The organism is Planctomycetia bacterium (assembly GCA_021413845.1).
Lineage (GTDB): Bacteria > Planctomycetota > Planctomycetia > Pirellulales > PNKZ01 > PNKZ01.
The window spans coordinates 20611-41040 of sequence record JAIOPP010000148.1 but is presented as its reverse complement, the minus strand read 5'-3'; the positions used below and the strand labels follow the sequence as shown (position 1 = coordinate 41040).

The following is a 20430-nucleotide window of genomic DNA, read 5'->3' as shown; positions in this document are numbered from 1 at the left end:
ACGTTGTATCTCAATACCGACAGGCGATAGCATCCCGCCGACCCAACGGAATGCTCCACGGAGCAGCCCCTCGGCCCGAAGCGCGACGATCGCAAGCGTTGTCTCCAGACTGGCTTGAGAGCCGGCCTGGGAAGAATCCGCTATTCTAGTGTTTCATGGCGGAAATTTGCAATCCGCAAGCAGCCTTCCGAGCGAGAAAACCGGAGGGTTGCCGGCAACGCGATCGCCGAACGGGGGGGCCGCAGGGCAAAGCGCCTCCCCGGCCCTTTCTGCTGGCTCTTTTATCGAGCGCCGCTAAGCGTTTCTCTACTCGAACGGGATGCCGACCCGCTTACCGGCCTACTTATCGCCCGAAGCGGAGGCCGGAGCCTTCGGTGCCGGTTTGGGAGGGACGGCAGCCGGCTTCGGCGGCGGCGTAAGTTCGGCGATCTGTAGGGTTCCGACCTTGTTGCCGTTTTTCAAGTCGATCGTGCGGATCGCGTGGTTGTTCGTATCAGCCACGTAAATGATATCGCCGGCGATCGAGATCCCGGTCGGCTCGTCGAACTGCGCCGGTGCGTCGGCTAGGCCCGGTTGGCCGTTTCCGGCGAAGGTCTTCGAAGAGCCGTTCTTCGCGTCGACCGCTTTGATCTTATTGTTGTACGTGTCGGCGACGTAGATCACGCCGTTGTGATAAGCGACTCCCAGCGGATGCTGCAGCTTCGCGACTTCGACATCGCCGTCTCGATCGCCGAACGTGAAGAGCCGGCTGTCGCGCATTTGCGATGTGCCGATCACCGTGTACACCGGCTTCTCGGTGTCGAAGGGAACTCCGCGAATCGAGCTCCCTTCGCTATCGGCGACGAAGAGGGAAACCCCGTCCGACGTCAACCCGCTCGGCTGCGCGAACGACGATGCGCCTTCGGCATACGGCACATCGGGAAGGTGCGGGCCGTCGACGATGTCTTCTCGTCCGTTGCCGGCGAACGGACCGATCTCCGTTTCGGTGAGCGGCATCTTCCAGATCTGATGCGGGCCGGCCATCGCGATGTAGAGGTCTTTGCCATGCACCCACAGATCCCAAGGGCTGTTCAGTTCGGTAAGCTTCGGCTTGCCGACGAAGCGCTTGGTCGTGCCGGTGAAATGCTTCGGGTCGGAACCGGGAAACGGATTGCGCCCTTGCACGCTATTGCCCGAGATCGTCGTGACGAGCTTCTTTTCGAGATCGACCTTGCGCAGCATGTGGTTCTCGGTGTCGGCAACGTACAGCGTCTGCCCGACGAGCGCCATCCCTTGCGGATGGTTGAAGCTGCACTTCGCGAAATCTCCTTCGGTAAAGCCGATTTCGCCGGAGCCGATCACGTCGAGCAATTTCCCTTCGAGCGACGTGACGACGATCCGATTGTGGTTGCTATCGGCAATGAACAAGCGCTTGCCGGCGGCATCGGCCAGCACTTTGCCCGGGAAGCGGAGCGGCGTGTCTTTGGCCTTGCTCGCTTCGCGTTCGAAAAGAATCGGCTTCGGGTCGATCTTGCCGGCCGCGGTGTAATGCGCGATCGCCTTCGACATGATCGGGTTGATCTGCTCGAACGTGAACTCGCCGCTGCTGCGCGCGACGAGCTTGCCATCGGGATCGATCAAGACCAGCGACGGCCAACTGCTGACGCCGAACTCATTCCAGATCGCCATCTTGTTGTCGTTGGCGACCGGATGCTCGATCTCGTAGCGCAGCACCGCGTCGGTGATGTTCTTCGAGTCCCGTTCGTTTTCGAATTTCGCCGAGTGAACGCCGATGACGACGAGCTCGTTGGGATACGCTTGCTCAAGCTTCTTCAACTCCGGCAAGATATGCATGCAGTTGATACAGCAGTAAGTCCAGAAGTCGAGCAGCACGAACTTGCCGCGCAGCTGGTCTGGCGTGAGGGGTTTGCCGGTGTTGATCCAATCGATCGTGACGCCGGGCGTCGTCTGAAACGCATTGATCTTGCGAGCCTGGCTCACATCGCCGAACGGGTTGGGTGTGGCGACCGGCTTCTTCGCCCCTGCGCCGGCGGGCTCTTGGGCCGAGGCAACTGAACCGCCGCAGAAAATTCCCCCGACGGCAACCAAGAGGGCCGTCGCTATCGAGAAACGCCCGTGGCTGAGTGCCCGTTCGATTCCAATCATGTAAGTGTCCTTTCGTGCCCGGTCGAAGCGATGCGTAGGCGCTTATGTTAGCCGATAAATGGCAGCAGTGAAACATTTCACGCAGTCAGCTTGCCTGTCTTTCGCAGAGCGCCGAAAGCGTTGAGCCATCCGTTAAGGGGTAGGGGTCTCAAAGACCTTGCTTACTAACGAAGCTGAGCCGATGAACCGGGTCGGTTTCCCTTTGTCGTTTCTAAACGTAATTGTGATAATTACCGGCGTGCCCGATGCACGGCCATCGAGGCGGCAACTTGAGTTCGAGAATTCTCATACCGATGAGAGTAGAAGAAAGCGCGCCCGTCGCCCATTGGTTTTCGATTTGCCGGCATCGCTGCCGGAGAATCGGAAACGTCGACGCACCGCTTTCTTCCCCTGTGGACGGCACCCGGGGCAAAACGAGCAGGATGCTTGAACTCGCCTGTTGTTGCGTCGTTTTGTCCTTTTGATAGTTAGTGGAGGTTTCCGTGTTTCGTCCCATTGCGCTGCTCGCGTTCTGTTGTTGGCTGGGCTTCGAGTCGCCTGTCCGTGCGGAAGACTGGGCGACGAAGATGTTCGACGAGACACGTTACGACTTCGGGAAAGTCGCGCGCAGCGCGAAGGTCGAGCACTACTTCAAGTTCAAGAACCCGTACGTGGAAGACGTGCATGTCGCGTCGGTCCGTACGAGCTGCGGTTGCACGACTCCGCGCGTCTCGCAAGAGACGGTGAAGACCTACGGCGAAGCGGCGATCATCGCGCACTTCAACACCGATCAATTCGTCGGCCAGCGGAGCGCGACGCTGACCGTGATCATCGACAAGCCGTTCTATGCCGAAGTGCAATTGAACGTCGCCGGCTACATTCGCCAAGACATTATCCTGAACCCGCCGTTCGTCGATTTCAACACGCTCGACGTCGGACAATCGGCCGAGCGGACGCTCGAGCTCAGCTATGCCGGCCGGAGTGATTGGCGCGTGCTCGGCGTGAAGAGCGGCCGCTCGTTTCTCGAAGCCGAAGCGGTCGAGGTCAGCCGCGCCAACGGTCAAGTTCGCTATCAACTCAAAGTGCAGCTCAAGCCCGGCGCTCCGAGCGGCTATCTCAACGAGCAGATCGTGCTGCAAACTTCGGACGCCGCGGCTCCGGAACTTCCGATCGGCGTCGAAGGCCGGCTGGAAACCTCGCTGACCGTGAGTCCGAGCTCGCTGTTTCTCGGCGTGTTGCAACCGGGCCAAAAGGTCACGAAGCAAATCGTCGTGCAAGGGAAGCAGCCGTTTAAGATCACGGAAGTCGTCGCTTCGGATAAGAACTTCGAGTTCAAGACCGGCGACGTCGCCAAGAAAGTGCATCTCGTGCCGATCGTCTTCACGGCCGGCTCCGAGCCGGGCAACGTGAACTATCGGATCCAGATCTCGACGGATCTCGGCTCCGACGTCGTCGGCGAGATCGCGGCCTATGCTCAGATCAACGGCCCCTCGACGACGGCCCAAGCGGCGCCGACGAAGTAGCGGGCGCGTCGGATCTTACCACGCTAAGTTCACCCAGCCACGTACGCCCGTCTTCTCGACGGGATGGAAGTGGATGTCGTTCACGCCGCCTGCCGGTTCGCCCGGCAGGCGTGAGGCGTAGTAGTAGTCGATGTCGTGGTTCGTCGTGGCGAGCAAGTTGAAGACGTCGATCCCGCACTGAAAGCGCTTCTTCTGTAGACCGACGCGGAGATCGACCAGCGACGTGCTATTCGAGCGTACGCCGTTGTCTTCCGTGAGCGGCCTGGGGCCGAAGTGCCGGAGCCGGAGCGAAGTGAACAGCCCGTTTTGCGCAGTGAAGGTCGGGCCCGTGTTGAGCGTCAGCCCGATCGCGCCGGGAATGTAGTTGCCCGCGGCGCTCGGGTCGTCGCCGACGAAGCGCGAGTGGGTGTCGGCGATGTCGAAGTCGTAGCGGAGCCAAGGGTTGATCGTATAGTAATTCGCCCATTCGACGCCGTAGCGCCGGCTCGCGCGGCTCGGCTCCGTCGTCCCCGCATCGCCGACGAAGAGCAACTCGCTGCCGAGATCGAGATACCAGACGGCGAGCGAAGTGTTGAGGTTCGTGATCTTCGAGCTGCGGAAGCCGACTTCATAGCCCTGCGAGCGCACCAGCGGCGTTACCGGATCGACCGCGGTCAGCGAAGCCGGATCGATGCGCGTCGTCGTGCCGCGGGCATCGTTCGAGTGGAAGCCACGGCCCCAGTTCACGAAATACTCGCTCTTGTCCCACGGCCCGAAGACGATCGAAGCCTTCGGGCTCCAAACGCCGGCGGCGACGAAGCCGGAATTCTCTGCGATCGTGCGGCTGTTCACATCGAAGTTGTAGAAGTCGCCGCGCGTCCCGACGATCGTACGCACGTCCTCGAACCACCAACGGGTGCGGCTGGCGTAGAGCCCGAGCGAGGCTTGGTTCACCTTGTCGTCGCGGGTCGTCGAAAGCACCTCGCGGTTCGCCGTCTTATCGAGTGCCACGCGGGGAATGTCGTCGTCGCGGAGCTGCGCGCCGATCGTCGTCGACGTGCGCGCGCCGAGCACGTCGCGCTCCCATTGATGGGAAAGCATCGTGCCGTAGATGGCCCGGCGATCGCGCTGCGCGAATTGGTCGCCGTTCACCGGATCGTCGAGATAGAACGTGAAGTCGTTGTAGAGATCGAGTTGGTAGTATTGCGCATAGGCGTTGACCTTCGTGATCGACGTGTCGCTCCAGCGGTGCCAAAGTTGCGCGTTGTTGATCGAGCGATACGTGACTCCGCCGTCGGTCGGGTTGAGCGTTCCAAAGAGCGAAAGTTGGCCCGACCGAACCGCGCGCAGCGGAATCTGGTCGGTCGAGGTCCACTGGGAGTAATAGTTTTGCGTCGAGATGCTGGCGCCGAAGTCTTCGTCGCCGAGCGTGTATTTGTAGAGCCCGTTGTATTTGCCGAATCGCTCCGGCACGACCCACGGGCCGTCGTAGTGCTGATACTCGAACGCATAGAGCGCGTGGCCGGCACCGGCGTCGGACGAGCCGGCGAAGAGCGTGCGGTAGTAGCCGAACGAACCGATCCCCGCCTTGGCGATGTTCTGCGGCAGCCGATCCATGATCCGCACTTCGGCACCGCCGGCGGAGCTGAAGTCTCCCTGCTCGGCATAGTAGGGTCCCTTCTTATATTCCATCGAGTAGATCAACTCGGGGATCAAGAAGTTGACGTCGAGATAGCCCTGGCCGTGGGCATGCGTCGGCAAGTTGATCGGCACGTTGTCGACCTTGATCGAGAAGTCGGTGCCGTGGTCGAGATTGAAGCCGCGCAAGAACCATTGGTTCGCTTTGCCCGAGCCGCTGTGCTGCGTGACGATCACGCCCGGGATCGTCTCGAACACTTCACCCGGCCGGAGCAGCGGACGATATTGCAGCTGCGCTTGTCCGACCATTCCTTCCGACGCGCTCCCCATCTCGCCGAGCAACGATTGCGCCCGGCCGATCGCATCGATCCGCTGTTGCAGAGTCGGGGCCTGGGCGACGCGCGGCACCGCGAACGCATCCGGCGGTTCGGCGACGACCTCGGTTTCAGGGAGCCGGAAGATCGGTGGTGCGGCCGGCGGTTGCTGTTCGGCAAACGGCTGCGCTGCCGAAGCGAACCGCGCATCGGTCGAACCCGGCAGCGGCACCAGCGGCAACGGTTCGAGTGAGGGTGGCTCCAGCGAAAGCGGCTCGGCTGCCGGCAATGACTGCTCCGCTACGCGCATCGTCGCGCCGCAGGCGATTAAAATCGCGATGAGGCGCAAACCGACGTGCATTTCGCAACTCCGAGACGACGCTTACCCCCGAAATAGGGCGAGCCTTTATTCGTATCGGTTGTAACGGTTACGACAGTCTTACTTTTTCGAGATCGTCGCCGGGTTCGATGTCGAGGCTCCCGGTGCCAGCGAGAGCGATACGAGGTTGACCACCTCGGGCTCCCTGCGGCCGGCCGAATCGGCGCTGGGGCAAGAACCACACGACCCGCAGCCGGCTTTAGCCCCCGGTTTCGAAGAGCCGAACCATTTGCGAAACAGCGCGCGCGCGAGATAGGCGACGGCCACGAATACAATGGCCGGGGCCGCGACAGCTTGCAGATCGAAGTTCATCGGTCGTGATTTCCGTAGATTCCCTGACGATGATTCTACGCGATGAGTCGGATCGTGACTTGATAAGTGATCAGCGCAGCTATGTATGCCAAACCGGTCATGTAGGTGAACGTGAAAATCGGCCAGCGCCAGGAGTTGGTCTCGCGCTTGATGATCGCGAGCGTCGCCGCGCATTGGGCGCAGAGGGCGAAGAAGACCATGATCGAAAGGGCCGTCGCGAGATTGAACACTTTGCGATCGGTGCCGTCCCAGGTGGCCTCGGCGAGGGCCGTCTGCAATCGTCCGCTTTGTTCTTGATCGTCGACGTCGATGTCGCCGCCGAGATCGTAGATGATGCCGAGCGTGGCGACGACCACTTCGCGCGCCGGGAACGAGGCGATCGCCGCGCAGCCGATGCGCCAGTCCCAACCGAGCGGACGGACGAGCGGCTCGATCGTGTGCCCGGCCCGACCGAGATAGCTTTGGCGTTGGTACGCGCCGTGAATATGGTTTTCGAGTGCCGCCAATTCCTCTTCGGCCGCCTTGCGCTCCTCGGAGCCCTGGGGCTGCGAGTCGATCCGGCTTTCGATTGCTTGCTTCTGCGCCTGAAAGGGGGCTTCGATCGTGGCCGCATCGTGTGGGTAGTAGAGCGCGGCCCACACGACGATCGACACCGCGAGGATGATCGTTCCGGCGTTGCTGAGGAAGGCCCAACCCCGGTCGAGCATCCGATAGACGACGGTCAGCGGCGCAGGCATCTTATAGCTTGGTAATTCCATGACGAACGGCGGAGTCGGGCCGCGCAGCATCGTCCGCTTGAGCAGCCACGCCACGGCCACGGCCGCGACGATGCCGACCAAGTACATGGCGAACATCACAAGCCCTTGCTGCCCGAGCCAGCCGCCGAGCCAGCTTCGGGCCGGGATGAACGCGGCGATCAGCAACGTATAGACCGGGATGCGCGCGCTGCAACTCATGAGCGGGGCGATCAGCATCGTGGTGAGTCGGTCGCGGCGGTTCTCGATGACGCGCGTTGCCATGACGCCGGGAATCGCACAAGCGAACGACGAGAGCAACGGAATAAACGACTTGCCGCTGAGGCCGACGCGCACCATCAGCTTATCCATCAGGTACGCGGCCCGGGCCATGTAGCCGCAGTCTTCCAAAATGCCGATGAATAAGAAGAGGATCAAGATCTGCGGTAGAAAGATAATCACGCCGCCGACGCCGCCGATGATGCCGTCGACGAGCAAGCTCCGTAGCGCTCCTTCGGCCATGCGCTGCTTGACGAAGTCAGCAACGAGGCCCACGCAAGACTCGATCAGCCCCATCAACGGGCCGGCCCACGTGAAGACCGCCTGAAACACGACGACCATCATTAGCGCAAAGAACGCGGTGCCGAAAACGCGATCGGTCAGCACACGATCGATCCGATCCGACAACGTCGTGCGGCGAACCGGGTCGCGCTTCACGACCCCTTCCAATAGCTTGCCGACCCAACCGTAGCGGGCCATCGCTTCCACGGCCGGCACCGGTTGGCCGACCTTCGCCAATCGCTCGCGGGCTTCGACGAGCGCCTGCTTCAAGCCGGCGGAATCTTCCCGTGCGATGGTGTCGGAGAGGTAGCCCGAGGTGTCGAGCAAAAGCCGTTCGAGGAGATACCGCGGCAAGGCGTCGAGCTGCGAGTGGGGGCCGCGGAAGCTTTCGAGCTTGCGGACTTCGTCGCGGAACTCCGCCGAAAACGGACTTTCGACGGTCGGCGGCGCGGCCGCGCTCGCCGCCAGCAGCGTCCCCTTCAGCCGGTCGATGCCGATCGCCCGGTTGGCTTGCAACTCGACGACCGGCACGCCGAGCCGACGCGAGAGGAGCGGCACGTCGATCGTCGTGCCGCGCTCGCGCGCGACGTCGATCATGTTCAGGGCGACGACCGTCGGCAGGCCGAGCTCGAGCGCTTGGCTGACGAGATACAGATTGCGCTCGATGTTGCCGGCGTCGACCACGCATAAGACGGCGTCCGGTCGCGCGCTCTCGGCTTGGCGACCGAGCAGAAGATCGACCGCGACCATTTCATCGGGCGAGCGCGGGGCGAGGCTGTACGTGCCGGGCAAGTCGACCAGCGTGAACGACGTTCCCTCGTGCGTCATGCGGCCGATCTTCTTCTCGACCGTTACGCCTGGATAGTTGCCGACGTGTTGCCGCACCCCTGCGAGCGCCGTGAAGAGAGTCGACTTACCGGTATTCGGATTGCCGACGAGCGCGATCGTGATGGTTTTCGTAGGAGCGATCGACGGCATGGCTTACTCAAACAAGATGGACGGAGACTCGCAGCGCTTCGCTCTTGCGAATGCTCAAGCGATAGCCGCGGAGTTCGAATTCCAAAGGATCGCCGAGCGGCGCAGCGCCGAGCAGCTTGATCTCGACCCCCGGCGTGAGCCCCATTTCGAGCAGACGGATGCTGATCTCGTCGACCCCGGCGACCGCCGCGACTCGCGCGCTCTGGCCGATTTTCAACTCCGAGAGAGGGCTCATTTCGCTTCCTCGGTGCGCACCAAAACCGAGAACAGCTCGTCGCTCCGGAAGCAAAGCCGTTGCTCGGCGAGCTTGATGATGCAGGGAGCGCCGGTTTGAATCATTTCGACCGTCGCGCCGACTCGAATGCCGAGCTCTTCCAAGCGATGGACGGAGTCGGGCAACCCGAGCACGGCCCCGATCTCTCCGCGCCGGCCGACGGCGACTTGCGACAACGGAATGAGATCGTGCATGGCGCGCTAACGATAAGGGGCTACGACGTACGTTTTGCTCGGAACCGGAACACCCGGAGACACGGGACTTCTTGAGACCCTGTCTCGCAGACGTTGCAAAAACCGACTCGAAATCAAACCAACGGGGTTTCGCCGCGACGGAGCTCGTCGGGGCAGCGACCGAATTCGGCCACACGGGAAGGTTCCGAACGGGGGCATTTTTGCAGCTATCGAGCCTAACATCCGAGGGACGCGAGGGCAACGCCCTGCCGCTCACGCGCGCGAAGCTATCGACTGTTCACGGCGAGCGGATAGTCGGGCTGTGCGGCGAAGTGCCGTTCGAGGGCTTCCATTACGGCGAGGCAGACGTCGTCGCGCCAGAGTCTCGCGGCCACTTGCACGCCGATCGGAAGACCTGCGCTGCCGAGTTCGATCCGCCGCGCGGTCGCACCGAGCGACTCCCTCGCGTCGGTTCGCGTCGATTCTTCCCCCGCACGAATGCGCGAGGCCGCCACGGTGCCGGAGGGGAGCCCCAGCAGGTTTGGGAAGTAAGCGAAAACGCCGGCCGGAATGGCCTCGGAAGTAGTGTCGTGGAGCAGGGCCGGCAAGCCGTTGGGAGGGGCGAGTACGACGTCGATCTTCCGTTGGTTCAGATCCAAGGTCGCGCGGCGCACGTATTCCTTGCGCTCTTGCACGAGATCCCAATAGTCGGAAGCGCTCCCGGCGCGGCACCAGCGCACGAGCTTCGCGCGCCAAGTCTCGCCGATGGCATCGTAGTAGCCCGACACCATTTTGCGTTGCCAGCCCGGCATTCCCCAGACACGGAGCGTGCGGGCCACGTTGGGAATCGGCCGCTCGCCGTCGAGCAAGCGCCGCACGTTGCGGTTGCCGCTGGCGGAGATGAGCGCGAGGCAAAGCCGTAAGACGTTTTCGGTTTCGGCGGGAACGAACGGCACGATTTCGGCGCCTAGGCGCGCCAAGGCCTCGGCCGCTTCGCGCACGACGCGCCGAATGCCGGGCGATGGAGTGAACACCGGATCATCGTCCCACACGCCGACGCGCAAGCCCCGGATCTCGACTTGCCGCGGATCGCGCCAAACGGCGGGAACGGCGAACGGGTCGCCCCCGTGATGGTGAACGTCGTGGTGCGTGGCGGGATCGACGTTCGACAACACTTCCAAAAAGGCGATCAGGTCGCCGACGTGGCGGCCGAGCGGGCCCGGCTGAACCATGATCGCTTCCAGACCGCCGAGCGCATTCACGCCTCCCATCATCGAGTAGCGCGGCATCGTCGGCTTGAAGCCATGTACGCCGCACGCATGCGCCGGCTGACGGATGCTGCCGAGCAGGTCGCTGCCGAGACCGAGCGCGGAGAATCGCGACGCGACGGCCGAAGCTTCGCCGCCGCTGCTGCCGCCCGGCCCGCGGTCTTCGCGAAAAGGATGCGGCGTGCGACCGTACACGCGGTTGTCGGTGTCGTTGCTCAGCATCATTTGCGGCACGTTCGTCTTGCCGACGATCACGGCGCCGGCTTCGCGCAGCTGCCGCACGACCGGGCCTTCGGAAGTCGCGAGGCGATTCTTGCGCCGCGCCATGCCGATGGTCGAAGCGGTGCCGAGGATCTCGAACGACTCTTTGATCGTGATCGGCACGCCGGCCAAAGGGCCGAGCGAAATTCCTTGCGCGCGGTCGGCATCGAGCCGGCGCGCCGTTTCGCGTGCCTCGTCGTAGAGCGGGCAGATGATCGCGTTGCGGCTGCCGTTGAACTCTTGAATACGGCTTAGATACGCGTCGAGAATTTGCTCGGCCGAGAGCCGGCCGGCGCGTTGCGCGCGGACCAGCTCGACCGCGGAAAGCGTCGTCAGATCCGATGTTTCGGTGCGTCGCGACGGTGAAGGGGGAGAGTCGTCGAGCAGCATGAGCTTGTGACGATCGGAAGCGATGTTACGAAACCGAATGCGGCAACGGAGCGAGAACCCTTATGCCTTGGGAGCTTCCGATCGGGAGCGATCGAACATCGGATTCGAGGCGCCGCTCGGCTCTTTCCATTCCGGCACGATCCACTCCGGAAGCTTGTCGCGAACCTTGAGAATGTCTCCTTGCGGGCCTTTCAAGTAAAGCAGAATCCACAAGCCGAGCGCGATTCCTAGCACGCCGCCGACTACGATGCCGCCGAGCACCATGACTGTGCCGAGCATCGAGGCTTTCTTCCGCCGCGGCATAGTCGTGGAATAACTTCCACCCATGCTTCCCGCGCCGACCGACGCACCGGAAAGCGAAGCGGTGCCGGGGCCGACGCTCATGCCGTCGAAGCCGGAATCGCGGGCGAGACCGTAGCCGCCGACATCGCCGACGTCGTCCATCGCGACCCCGCCGGCGGGCTCGTCGTCGGTCGAAGTCAGCAGGCCGCCGTCCGGAACGTCCCATTCGTCGATCGAGGGGGAAGCGGGATTGTAGAGCAAGTCGTACTTGGAGCGCAAGTGCTTCAGCAGCGGCTCATGCGAGAGCGGCTTGCCGGTGATGCGCTCGGCGAGCTCGGCGGCCGTATAACGCTGGCCGTGCGTGTGGATCTTCGTCTTGAGCCACTTGCCGAGATGTTGGAAGTCGCCGCGCTCGAACTGCGCGTCGAGTCCGCCGAGGTCTTTGTCGGCTTGTTCGTAGAATTGCGCCGCGTAGAGATTGCCGAGCGAGTAGGTCGGGAAGTAGCCGAACAGCCCTGCGCTCCAATGGATGTCTTGCAGCACGCCGTCAGCGTTCGACGGGACTTGGATGCCGAGATAGTCGCGATATTTTTCGTTCCAAGCGCTCGGCAAGTCGACGACTTGAAGATCGCCGGAGATGAGCGCTTGCTCGAGCTCGAAGCGAATCAAGATGTGCAAGTTGTACGTGAACTCATCGGCCTCGACTCGAATGAGTGAAGGGCGAACGTCGTTGATCGCGCCGTAGAAGCGACCGAGCGGCACGCCGGCCAAGGCGGTCTTGAAGGTTTGTCGCGCGGAGCCGTAAAGGTATTTCCAGAACGGCAAGCCCCGGCCGACCATGATCTCCCACATGCGAGACTGCGACTCATGGATGCCCATCGAAACCGCTTCGCCGAGCGGGAGGCCGTATTGATCGGCGCGCAGGCCTTGGTCGTAGATTCCGTGGCCGGCTTCATGCAGAATACCGAAGAAGCCGCCGTTGAAGAAGTTTTCGTCGTAGCGGGTCGTGATGCGGCAATCGTTCGGGCCGAGGCCCGTGCAGAACGGGTGCGCGGTAACGTCGAGCCGGCCGCGATGGAAATCGAAGCCGACTTTCTGCGCGGCGCTCCGGCCGAACGAGCGTTGGAGATCGACGGGATAGCTCCGTTCGAGCAGGCCGATATCGGGAGCCCGACCGCTCTCGCGCACCTGGGCCACGAGCGGCACCAATTCGTCGCGCAGCGCGCCGAGGATCTTCGTCAACCGTGAGGTCAGCTCGCCTTGCTCGAACTCGTCGAGCAGCGCGTCGTATGGAACTTCGGCATAGCCGAGCGCTTCGGCTTGTTGGCGCTTCAGATGCACCATCTTTTCCAAGAGGGGCGCAAACGAAGCGAAGTCGTCGTTCTTACGTGCCTCTTGCCAAGTATGCTGGCCCACGACCGCGGTGTGCGCGAGTTCTTCGACGAGCGTCTTCGGCAGCTTCGTCCGCTTTTCATATTGGCGACGGATCTGACGGAGCGTCGCGCCGGCTTCGCTATACGGATCGGCCCCTAAAGGGCTGTCTTTCAGTTGCTCGAGCCAGTCGCCGACGCGCGGATCGGTGAGCCGCTCGTGAATAATGCCGGAGAGGAGCGTGATTTGTTCGGCCCGTTGGTCGGTACCGGCCGCGGGCATCATGCAGCGTTCGTCCCAGCCGAGCACCGCTTCGATCGAGCCAAGGAGGGACGTTTGCCGAACGTGGCGCGTGAGCTCTTCATAAGCGGGGAAGGCGGCATCGGTCGTGTCGGGCGCTGCAGGGAGCGGCTCTTCTTCGATCTCGGGAACCGGCGGCGGCTCGGTTGCGGTCGGAGTCGCAGGGCTTAAGAGCGACACGCCCATCGCTCCGCCGAGCATCGCCGCGATGAGTTGAGGATCGGTGCCGGGGGGAGGAGAGATGTCGATCTCGTCGTCCGACTTCGGTTCGTCGGCATTATTGTTTTCATCGAGCGTGTTCCACTCTTCGCTTTCGAGGCCGTTCTTCGCAGGCGCGTCGGAAGCCGAAGTTTCGGCCGTGCTCCACGGCACGCTTTCGGCGTCGGTCGGCGAAGGAGCATCGGGTACGTCGTCGCTCAGTGCGCCGGTGGTGTCGGTCGACATATCCGGCAGCGCATCGAACATCGCAGCCGGAGCCGCTTCCGCACCCATCTCGGTGAGCGCGTCGGCCAAGGGATCGTCGGCGGGCGTTTCCGCTTTCGCGTCGGCGGCAAAATCAAACGGCATTTCCGCATCGGCCGGAGGTTCCGAGGTCGGGCCGTTGCCGGTGATCAGTTCCGGATCGCCGGCGCCGGCTTCTTCGGAGCCGAAAGCGAGCGTGAAGTCTTGCGTGGCGCCGTTGCTTTCGACGACTTCCGTGGTCGCGGGCGCCGACGACTTCGCTGCTTGCGCGCTCGTGTCGAGGTTCCCGAAGTCGAACGCAGGCTCTTGCTCTGCGGCGGCGATCGGCTGCTTGCCGGAGGCTTCTTCAGGCTTGGAAGACTTAGGTTCGGCGGCCTGCTTTAAGAAGTCGAAGTCGGGCATGCGGGCGCTCGCGAGACAAAATAAGTATTAAGAAATGACCAGCCGAAATTGCCGAGGCGGCAACTGCTTCCCAGACTAATTATTTGTAACTACCGCTCTTGATGGGTGAAAGAGTCGACCCGACTTTTTCGACCTAAATGCGGCGGGAATCGACGCTCTTACGCCGACTTATGCCGGTTGTGGCGTCGGCAGCGAATAGGCCGACCGCCGGCCGCTCGAAAAGCGCTGCGGAACATGAACCCTCGCGGAATCGCAAGGTTCTCGCTTAGGGGAGGCGCTATGGAAGCGTATTAGCGAACGCCGAAGTCGCGCTCGATCTCTTGCGCCTTGGTCGAAAAGCCGTAAGGTTTCGACGATTTCTCGTCCGGGCGTTTGTAGCCCGCCGATTGCTCGAAGGAATCGTTGAAGCCGTCGCCGCGCAGTTTGTTGAAGCTCGAACAACCACCCATGGCGCAGAGCGATAAGATCGCCGCCGCCGGGAGGAAGCATCGTCGTCGAAGGTGTCGTGGGTTCGCGTTAGACACGGAAACTTCGGGTGTGGGTCGGTGCTCGAGGGTCTGCCGAAGAATCGGCGGCGGGAATCTCGCAAAAACCGCGCAACGCGTCTAGGGCAGTTGATGAATGGTCGGTCGCCGGCAATGATGTTAGAGTCCGCTGTTCGTTTGCCTGCCAATTAGGGAGACTTCTCGTGCTCGACGCTCTCGTCATCGCCCCTCATCCGGACGACGCCGAACTCGGCATGGCCGGCACCATTTTGAAGTTCAAAGCCGAAGGCCGGAGCATCGGCATTCTCGACCTGACCGACGGCGAACCGACCCCTCACGGCAGCCCGGAAATCCGAGCACGCGAAACGGCGGCCGCGACCGCGATCTTAGGGGTCGATTGGCGCGGCAACCTCGGGCTGCCGAATCGGAAGCTCGAAGCCACGCTGGAAGCGCGCGGAAAACTTGCCGGCGTGATCCGCGAACTCAAGCCCCGTTGGCTCTTCGCCCCGTATTGGGTCGATGCCCATCCGGATCATGTTGCTGCGCTCGACTTAATCGAAGCGGCCCGATTTTGGGCGAAGCTCTCGAAGACCGATTTGCCCGGTACGCCGCATCATCCGGAGCGGATCTTCCATTACAACTGCGTCCATCTGCGCGTCGTCGAGAAGCCGGCGTTCGTCGTCGATATCTCGGAGTTTTGGGAGCAAAAGCTCGCCGCGATTCGTTGCTTCGAGAGCCAGTTCATCACCGGTCGCTCGACCGAGCCGCCGACGATGATCGACCGCTTGCGCGACCAAGCCGCGTATTGGGGTTGGTCGATCAACGTGAAATACGGCGAGCCGTTTACTTGCCGCGAGACGGTCGGCCTGACGAGCTTTCGCGACGTCATCTAGCCGCCGGCAGAGAGTCGTCGAACCGACCTTATTGCGACTCTATCGCTGCCGGCAAACGCTTCGACCGGAATGGTTGGAGAAACCTTGCCGGTTCTGACGATAAAGCAGTCCGTAACGATTCACATCGCGGCGGATTGCGCATGCTTGCATTGAGTTGGCGAAACTTATTGATCGCGGTTTGCTTGCTGATTCTCGGCGGGTGCGGTGCCCTGCCCGAGATTTCGCGCCAGCCGACCGTGTTCAACCCGTTTCCGCAGCTCACGAAGATCGCGGTCATGCCGTTCTTCAATTTGAGCCCGGAGCGCACGGCCGACGGCCGTCAGTTCGCGGTCGCCTACGCAGCCGAATTGCAAACCGTGCCCGGCTTCGAAGTGCTGCCGGTCGGCGTCGTCGAGGCGAAGATCCAGCAATATCAAGTTCATTTCACGGGCAAAAGCGGAGCGGAAGCGGCCCGCAAGCTTGCGCAATTGCTCGAGGTCGATGCCGTCGTTATCGGTGCCATCACCGACTTCTCGCCGTACTATCCACCGCGCGTCGGCTTGAGCATCGAATGGTATGCGGCGAACCCGGGCTTCCATCCGATTCCAGCCGGCTACGGGCTCCCTTGGGGGACGACCGGTGAGGAAGAAATTCCCGATGCGTTGATCTTCGAGGCCGAGCGCTCGCTAGCCATCGAACAACTGAAAACACAAACGCCGCCGTATGAAGTGCCCGAGCTGCTGCCGCCTCCGGAAGCCCAGCCGCCGGCCGACCCACGCGATGCGGAGCAGCCGGATTCGGGACAGCCGCGAGAACAACAATCGCGCCGCGGCCGAAGCGACGTCCGCTTGATCGCGCACGAAGAAATCACGCAAAACACGGCAGCTAAAAAGATCTCGCAACAGCCCGCCGTGGGTGAGTCGATCGCGGCGGGGCAGGAAGTCGATGCCGCCGGCAACCCAGCGACGGCATTGCCGCCGGACTGGCCCGATCCGCGCGGCTTCTCGCCGCCGACGCCGAGCAGTTGTCGGCCGCCGCTGCGCGAGACGAACCTGCCGGTGTTGAAGCACGTGCGGCTCTATAACGGCACTGATGCGCAAGTAACGACGGCGCTGCAATCGTATGTGTATTTTCGCGATGACGCAAGATTTGGCGGTTGGCAGTCTTATCTGCAACGTAGCGATGATTTCATTCGTTTCTGTTGTCACATGCACATCGCAGAGATGTTGACCGCTCGCGGCGGTGCAGGCCAAACGCGAGTAGTGTGGCGCTGGCCGACCGGCCGATAAACCATCGGAAGGATGTAGATGGTCACGCCGATCCGATACCGCTTGCCTCGTAACGTTTGCCTATCGCCGTCGGCTCTATTTGATCACGGAGGAACCCCGCTCGTGTCGCAAGACATTAACGTGTTAGCTTTGGTTAAGGGTGAAGAGCGGTATGTATTCCTCTTCGACGACGCGCACAAAGCCGAAGTGTTGCGAACGCTCGGGCGTTTCGCATCGAATCCGGAATTGAGTTTCACCTGGTACGACGCCGCCGTGCTTAGCCAAAAGGTGCGGCAAGAACCGGCCAAGACGAAGCATTCGCAAGGGACGCATCGTTTCAAAGACGTGCCGATCATCACGGACTCGAGCGACGATCTCGCATAATGCCGGCGACGACGATGCCGGCAACGGCGCGTCGCGATAGAATCAAGGCAGGCAGGTGCGGCCTCCTTGGATCGACGACCGGCAGCGCGTGCTACGAGAGTTGCCGGTCGCGAGGTGCGAGAACGTATGCAAAAGCAGGTCGACCGCTTTCTCACCTACTTGCAAGTCGAGCGCAACGCTTCCGACCATACGGTGAAGAGCTATCGCGAAGACCTTCGCGCGCTCGAGCTCGATCTTGCCGAGAACGGCGGTTGCCCCGACCCCGGCGACATGACGACCTTGCATTTGCGGGGCTATGTCTCCCGCTTGCACGAAGCGGGGCTCGCCAAGACGACGATCGCCAGGCGCTTAGCTTCGCTCCGGAGTTTCTTTCGCTTCGGGCGGCGCGATGGCTGGGCCGAGTCGAACCCGGCGAAGCCGCTGCGCAATCCGCGGAAGAGCCGGACGCTGCCGCACTTCTTGTCGTCCGACGAGCTCGATCGGTTGCTAAACGCTCCGAAAGGGAAAGATTGGCAATCGAAGCGCGACCGCGCGATGCTCGAGACTCTCTACTCCGCGGGCTTGCGCGTCAGCGAACTTGTCGGCCTGAACGACGGCGACATCGATCTGCCGGCTGGGCTGATTCGCGTGCGCGGTAAAGGGAAAAAGGAACGCTTCGCTCCACTCGGTTCGTTCGCGGCGGAAGCGGTCGGCATTTATCTACAGTCGCGGCTCGCGAAGTGGCCGGATAAGAAGGGGCGAGAAGCCGAAACGTTTCTGAATCGTTTCGGCGGACGGATTACGGTACGCAGCGCCGCGCGGATGTTGGAGAAGTATCTCAAGATTGCGGATCTCGATCGGCGCACTTCTCCCCACACGTTGCGGCATAGCTTCGCCACGCATCTGCTCGATCGGGGCGCCGATATCCGGAGCGTTCAAGAACTGCTCGGCCACAAGAGCCTGATCACGACGCAGATCTACACCCATGTGAGCACTGCGAATCTCAAGGCGGCTTACGAGCGGGCTCATCCTCGGGCCCGTTAAGCCCCGTTATCAAGAGCCCTAAACGAGCGCCTCTAGAAACGACGACACCGGCGAGCGGATGATTCCGATCGCCGGTGTAAGAAGTCTCTGTTCGGGAGTCGTCGGCTGCGAGAGCGGACGAGTTGTGTTATCGGCGTGGCTTAGACCAAGCCTTTGCGAACGGCCCAGACGGCCGCTTGGGTCCGATCGTTGACCCCCATCTTGCGCAGCAAGTGCTGCACGTGTTCCTTCACGGTCTCAATGCTGATCTCCAGCGATTGCGCGATTTCCTTGTTGCTCAAGCCGAGCGCCAAGTGACGCAGAACTTGCGTCTCGCGTTGCGTAAGCGGAATCTCGCTGTCGGGCTGCTTGTTGCGCGTCGCCATTTGTCCGGCGATGCGCGACATGTGCCCTTGCTTCGGCGAATCTTTTCCGGCCGCGACGGCGCGGATCGCCTCGACCAGTTGGTCGCGCGAGGAGCCCTTGAGCACATACTCTTTCGCGCCCAATGCATGCGCGCGAGCGACGTAGGTCGGGTTGTCGAACGTCGAGAGGATCATCACCTTCGAGTCCGGCATCGCTTCACGGATCTGTTCGAGGGCGGTGAGGCCGTCGCCGTTTTCCATGCGAATGTCGAGCGAAATGACATCCGGCTTCAATTCTCGGGCCTTCGTGACCGTTTCTTCGCCGCTTCCTGCTTCACCCACGATCTCGATATCGGTCCCTTCCAGCATGCTTGCCATGCCCGAACGGATAACTTCGTGATCGTCGGCCACCAACATTCGGATTGCCATTAAGAACTCCTCTAGTCGTTGCACCGGGTTGGGCGTTCTTCCCTGCGAAGAAACGTCTGCGAACCGGATGCTCTACCTCCCATTGCGTGTTTTGCGGAAAACGTCCGCAAAAATCTCAAAGTTGCTACGCTCGCAGACGTACTCGCCGACAGGCGCATCGGTGCCGGAAACGGCCACCGACTGTTATACGCGTCGACTAACCCCTTTGTTCTCAAAATAAAGGTTAGTACCGGCCGGCGAAATCGGCAACCGTGAAAGGATTAAACTTGACATAGTTTTAATGACATATCCGATCGTGTCGATCTTAGCGATTCCGCAACCGTGGTTTCCGCACCTGGAGATGAATTCAGTCTGCGGCTTTTTGACGTTTTTCGGAGATGACGTAGATATTGAGCGACAAGTGATGTCGACATTCCGCGACATCGGCGAGTTAAGCTCGCGCTCACCGAACGCTCACATAAGACGATATCCATGAAACGCGCCTCCTTGCTCTTGGTCGACGACGATAAACATATTCTCGATTCGATGGCCGGTTGGCTTCGCGAACAGGGATATGCCGTCGAAACCGCAGGGTCTTGCAAGGCCGTTCATGCGATCTTGGAAAAGAAGACGTTCGAGATCGTCCTCTGCGATATCCAACTCGGCGACGGCGACGGCTTCGAGATTCTCGCTTGGTGCCGTAAGCATCGCCCCGATACGAGCGTGATTTTGCTGACGGGCTACGGCACGGTCGAAACCGCCGTGGAAGCGATACGCGCTGGAGCTTTCGATCTGCTGACGAAGCCGCTCCTCGACGAAGAATTGCAACTCTCGCTCGAACGGGCTTTGAACCAGCGCCACGTGCTCGAAGAAAACCAAACGCTCAAGCAGCAACTCGACCTCCGGTTCGGGCTCGAGAACATCGTCGGCCGCGATCCGCAGATGCGGAAGATTTTCGATGTCGTCGAAAGCATCGCCGACACGAAAGCCACGATATTGATCACGGGCGAAAGCGGCACCGGTAAGTCGTTGCTGGCCCGGGCGATGCACCGCCGTAGCTCGCGCCGCGATAAGGCGTTCGTGGAAGTGGCGTGCGGAGCGTTGCCCGAGACGTTGCTGGAAAGCGAATTGTTCGGGCACGTCGCCGGATCGTTTACCGGGGCGACGGTCGATAAAATCGGCAAGTTCAAGCAAGCCGACGGCGGCACTATATTTCTCGACGAAATCGGTACGGCAACGCCCGGTTTGCAGGTCAAGCTGTTGCGGGTGTTGCAAGAGTTCGAGTTCGAGCAAGTCGGCGGATCGAAGACGTTCAAAGTCGATTCGCGCGTCATCCTGGCGACGAACGAGCGGCTCGAGCAACTCGTGGCCGCCGGGAAGTTTCGCCAAGATCTGTACTACCGCGTGAACGTGATCAACATCGAGTTGCCGCCGCTACGCGAACGACTCTCGGATATTCCGATGCTCGCCGGGCACTTCCTGCAACGCGTGTGTAACGATTCCGGCAAGAAAGTCTCCGGCTTCACCGACGACGCGATGTCGGCCTTGCAAAGCTACCGCTGGCCGGGCAACGTACGCGAGTTGCAGAACATCATCGAACGCGCCGTGTTGCTTGGCAAAAGCGATCGGGTACGGGTCGAAGACCTGCCGAAGAACGTCCTCGCACCGGGGCATGTCGATAGCGATGCGCTCGCCGCAGCCCATTCTCTGAAAGACGCGATGGCCTCGCCCGAGCGGCAGATCATCATGCGCACGCTCGAAGAGAACAACTGGAACCGCAACGCCACGGCCGATGCCTTGGGCATCAACCGAACGACGCTCTACAAGAAGATGAAGAAGCTCGGCCTGGAAGTGGTCGCCCGGCGGTAACGTAGCAGGCACGTTCCACGTGCCGTCCGCCACACGCGCCGCAGCAGCGACA

16 protein-coding genes are annotated in these 20430 nt (G+C 61.7%); 6 read left to right on the top strand and 10 right to left on the bottom strand.

Going from position 1 to position 20430, the window contains the following annotated elements:
• Positions 1-339: 339 nt before the first annotated feature.
• The gene (locus tag K8U03_24630; GenBank protein ID MCE9608085.1) at positions 340-2145 is read right to left on the bottom strand and encodes a hypothetical protein; all 1806 of its coding nucleotides are present in this window, start codon (positions 2143-2145) and stop codon (positions 340-342) included.
• 482 nt (positions 2146-2627) lie between these two features.
• Here K8U03_24630 and K8U03_24625 point away from each other — a divergent pair, with 482 nt between their 5' ends.
• Positions 2628-3647 carry a DUF1573 domain-containing protein gene (locus K8U03_24625; protein ID MCE9608084.1) on the top strand — a complete coding sequence of 340 codons (1020 nt, stop codon included), beginning with the start codon at positions 2628-2630 and terminating at the stop codon, positions 3645-3647.
• A 15-nt stretch (positions 3648-3662) separates the two neighbouring features.
• On the opposite strand, the gene K8U03_24620 is transcribed toward K8U03_24625, so the two are convergent.
• The 8 genes from K8U03_24620 to K8U03_24585 all read right to left on the bottom strand — a co-directional run bounded on the left by K8U03_24620 (position 3663) and on the right by K8U03_24585 (position 14174).
• Positions 3663-5939: a TonB-dependent receptor plug domain-containing protein gene (locus K8U03_24620; GenBank protein ID MCE9608083.1), complete on the bottom strand. Its 2277-nt coding sequence runs from the start codon at positions 5937-5939 to the stop codon at positions 3663-3665.
• A 78-nt stretch (positions 5940-6017) separates the two neighbouring features.
• Positions 6018-6269 carry a FeoB-associated Cys-rich membrane protein gene (locus K8U03_24615; protein ID MCE9608082.1) on the bottom strand — a complete coding sequence of 84 codons (252 nt, stop codon included), beginning with the start codon at positions 6267-6269 and terminating at the stop codon, positions 6018-6020.
• A gap of 35 nt (positions 6270-6304) precedes the next feature.
• A complete protein-coding gene (feoB, locus tag K8U03_24610; GenBank protein ID MCE9608081.1) occupies positions 6305-8542 on the bottom strand; it encodes a ferrous iron transport protein B in 2238 nt (745 codons plus the stop codon).
• A 7-nt stretch (positions 8543-8549) separates the two neighbouring features.
• A complete protein-coding gene (locus tag K8U03_24605) occupies positions 8550-8777 on the bottom strand; it encodes a ferrous iron transport protein A (protein ID MCE9608080.1) in 228 nt (75 codons plus the stop codon).
• Positions 8774-9010: a FeoA domain-containing protein gene (locus K8U03_24600; protein ID MCE9608079.1), complete on the bottom strand. Its 237-nt coding sequence runs from the start codon at positions 9008-9010 to the stop codon at positions 8774-8776. The genes K8U03_24605 and K8U03_24600 overlap by 4 nt, the downstream gene beginning before the upstream one ends.
• 266 nt (positions 9011-9276) lie before the next feature.
• Positions 9277-10908 carry an amidase gene (locus K8U03_24595; GenBank protein MCE9608078.1) on the bottom strand — a complete coding sequence of 544 codons (1632 nt, stop codon included), beginning with the start codon at positions 10906-10908 and terminating at the stop codon, positions 9277-9279.
• Positions 10909-10968: 60 nt separating this feature from the next.
• Positions 10969-13047, bottom strand: coding sequence for a carboxypeptidase M32 (locus K8U03_24590; protein ID MCE9608077.1), 2079 nt, complete (start codon positions 13045-13047; stop codon positions 10969-10971).
• Between the two features lie 968 nt (positions 13048-14015).
• Complete coding sequence (locus tag K8U03_24585; GenBank protein MCE9608076.1) at positions 14016-14174, bottom strand: hypothetical protein; 159 nt, start codon at positions 14172-14174, stop codon at positions 14016-14018.
• 239 nt (positions 14175-14413) lie between these two features.
• Between K8U03_24585 and bshB1 the strand changes: the two genes are divergently transcribed.
• The 4 genes from bshB1 (at position 14414) to xerC (ending at position 17757) form a co-directional block, all read left to right on the top strand.
• Positions 14414-15103, top strand: coding sequence for a bacillithiol biosynthesis deacetylase BshB1 (bshB1, locus tag K8U03_24580; GenBank protein MCE9608075.1), 690 nt, complete (start codon positions 14414-14416; stop codon positions 15101-15103).
• Positions 15104-15378: 275 nt separating this feature from the next.
• Positions 15379-16371 carry a hypothetical protein gene (locus K8U03_24575; protein MCE9608074.1) on the top strand — a complete coding sequence of 331 codons (993 nt, stop codon included), beginning with the start codon at positions 15379-15381 and terminating at the stop codon, positions 16369-16371.
• Positions 16372-16485: 114 nt separating this feature from the next.
• Positions 16486-16734 (top strand): hypothetical protein, encoded by a 249-nt coding sequence (locus K8U03_24570; GenBank protein MCE9608073.1) that lies wholly within the window; start codon positions 16486-16488, stop codon positions 16732-16734.
• Between the two features lie 126 nt (positions 16735-16860).
• On the top strand, positions 16861-17757 hold the full coding sequence (gene xerC / locus K8U03_24565) for a tyrosine recombinase XerC (GenBank protein MCE9608072.1): 897 nt from the start codon (positions 16861-16863) through the stop codon (positions 17755-17757).
• A 140-nt stretch (positions 17758-17897) separates the two neighbouring features.
• Here the strand turns inward: xerC and K8U03_24560 are convergent, their stop codons facing one another.
• On the bottom strand, positions 17898-18530 hold the full coding sequence (locus K8U03_24560) for a response regulator transcription factor (GenBank protein MCE9608071.1): 633 nt from the start codon (positions 18528-18530) through the stop codon (positions 17898-17900).
• 471 nt (positions 18531-19001) lie between these two features.
• Between K8U03_24560 and K8U03_24555 the strand changes: the two genes are divergently transcribed.
• On the top strand, positions 19002-20378 hold the full coding sequence (locus tag K8U03_24555) for a sigma-54 dependent transcriptional regulator (GenBank protein ID MCE9608070.1): 1377 nt from the start codon (positions 19002-19004) through the stop codon (positions 20376-20378).
• The last annotated feature ends 52 nt before the right edge of the window (positions 20379-20430 follow it).

What these genes read in the sequence shown, in the direction of transcription:
- K8U03_24575 (MCE9608074.1), top strand. Translation starts at nt 15,379, where the DNA reads ATGCCGTTCTTCAATTTGAGCCCGGAGCGCACGGCCGACGGCCGTCAG.
- K8U03_24620 (MCE9608083.1), bottom strand. Translation starts at nt 5,939, where the DNA reads ATGCACGTCGGTTTGCGCCTCATCGCGATTTTAATCGCCTGCGGCGCG.
- feoB (MCE9608081.1), bottom strand. Translation starts at nt 8,542, where the DNA reads ATGCCGTCGATCGCTCCTACGAAAACCATCACGATCGCGCTCGTCGGC.
- xerC (MCE9608072.1), top strand. Translation starts at nt 16,861, where the DNA reads ATGCAAAAGCAGGTCGACCGCTTTCTCACCTACTTGCAAGTCGAGCGC.
- K8U03_24585 (MCE9608076.1), bottom strand. Translation starts at nt 14,174, where the DNA reads ATGGGTGGTTGTTCGAGCTTCAACAAACTGCGCGGCGACGGCTTCAAC.
- K8U03_24590 (MCE9608077.1), bottom strand. Translation starts at nt 13,047, where the DNA reads ATGGGCGTGTCGCTCTTAAGCCCTGCGACTCCGACCGCAACCGAGCCG.
- K8U03_24615 (MCE9608082.1), bottom strand. Translation starts at nt 6,269, where the DNA reads ATGAACTTCGATCTGCAAGCTGTCGCGGCCCCGGCCATTGTATTCGTG.
- K8U03_24605 (MCE9608080.1), bottom strand. Translation starts at nt 8,777, where the DNA reads ATGAGCCCTCTCTCGGAGTTGAAAATCGGCCAGAGCGCGCGAGTCGCG.
- K8U03_24560 (MCE9608071.1), bottom strand. Translation starts at nt 18,530, where the DNA reads ATGGCAATCCGAATGTTGGTGGCCGACGATCACGAAGTTATCCGTTCG.
- K8U03_24555 (MCE9608070.1), top strand. Translation starts at nt 19,002, where the DNA reads ATGAAACGCGCCTCCTTGCTCTTGGTCGACGACGATAAACATATTCTC.
- K8U03_24630 (MCE9608085.1), bottom strand. Translation starts at nt 2,145, where the DNA reads ATGATTGGAATCGAACGGGCACTCAGCCACGGGCGTTTCTCGATAGCG.
- K8U03_24600 (MCE9608079.1), bottom strand. Translation starts at nt 9,010, where the DNA reads ATGCACGATCTCATTCCGTTGTCGCAAGTCGCCGTCGGCCGGCGCGGA.
- K8U03_24595 (MCE9608078.1), bottom strand. Translation starts at nt 10,908, where the DNA reads ATGCTGCTCGACGACTCTCCCCCTTCACCGTCGCGACGCACCGAAACA.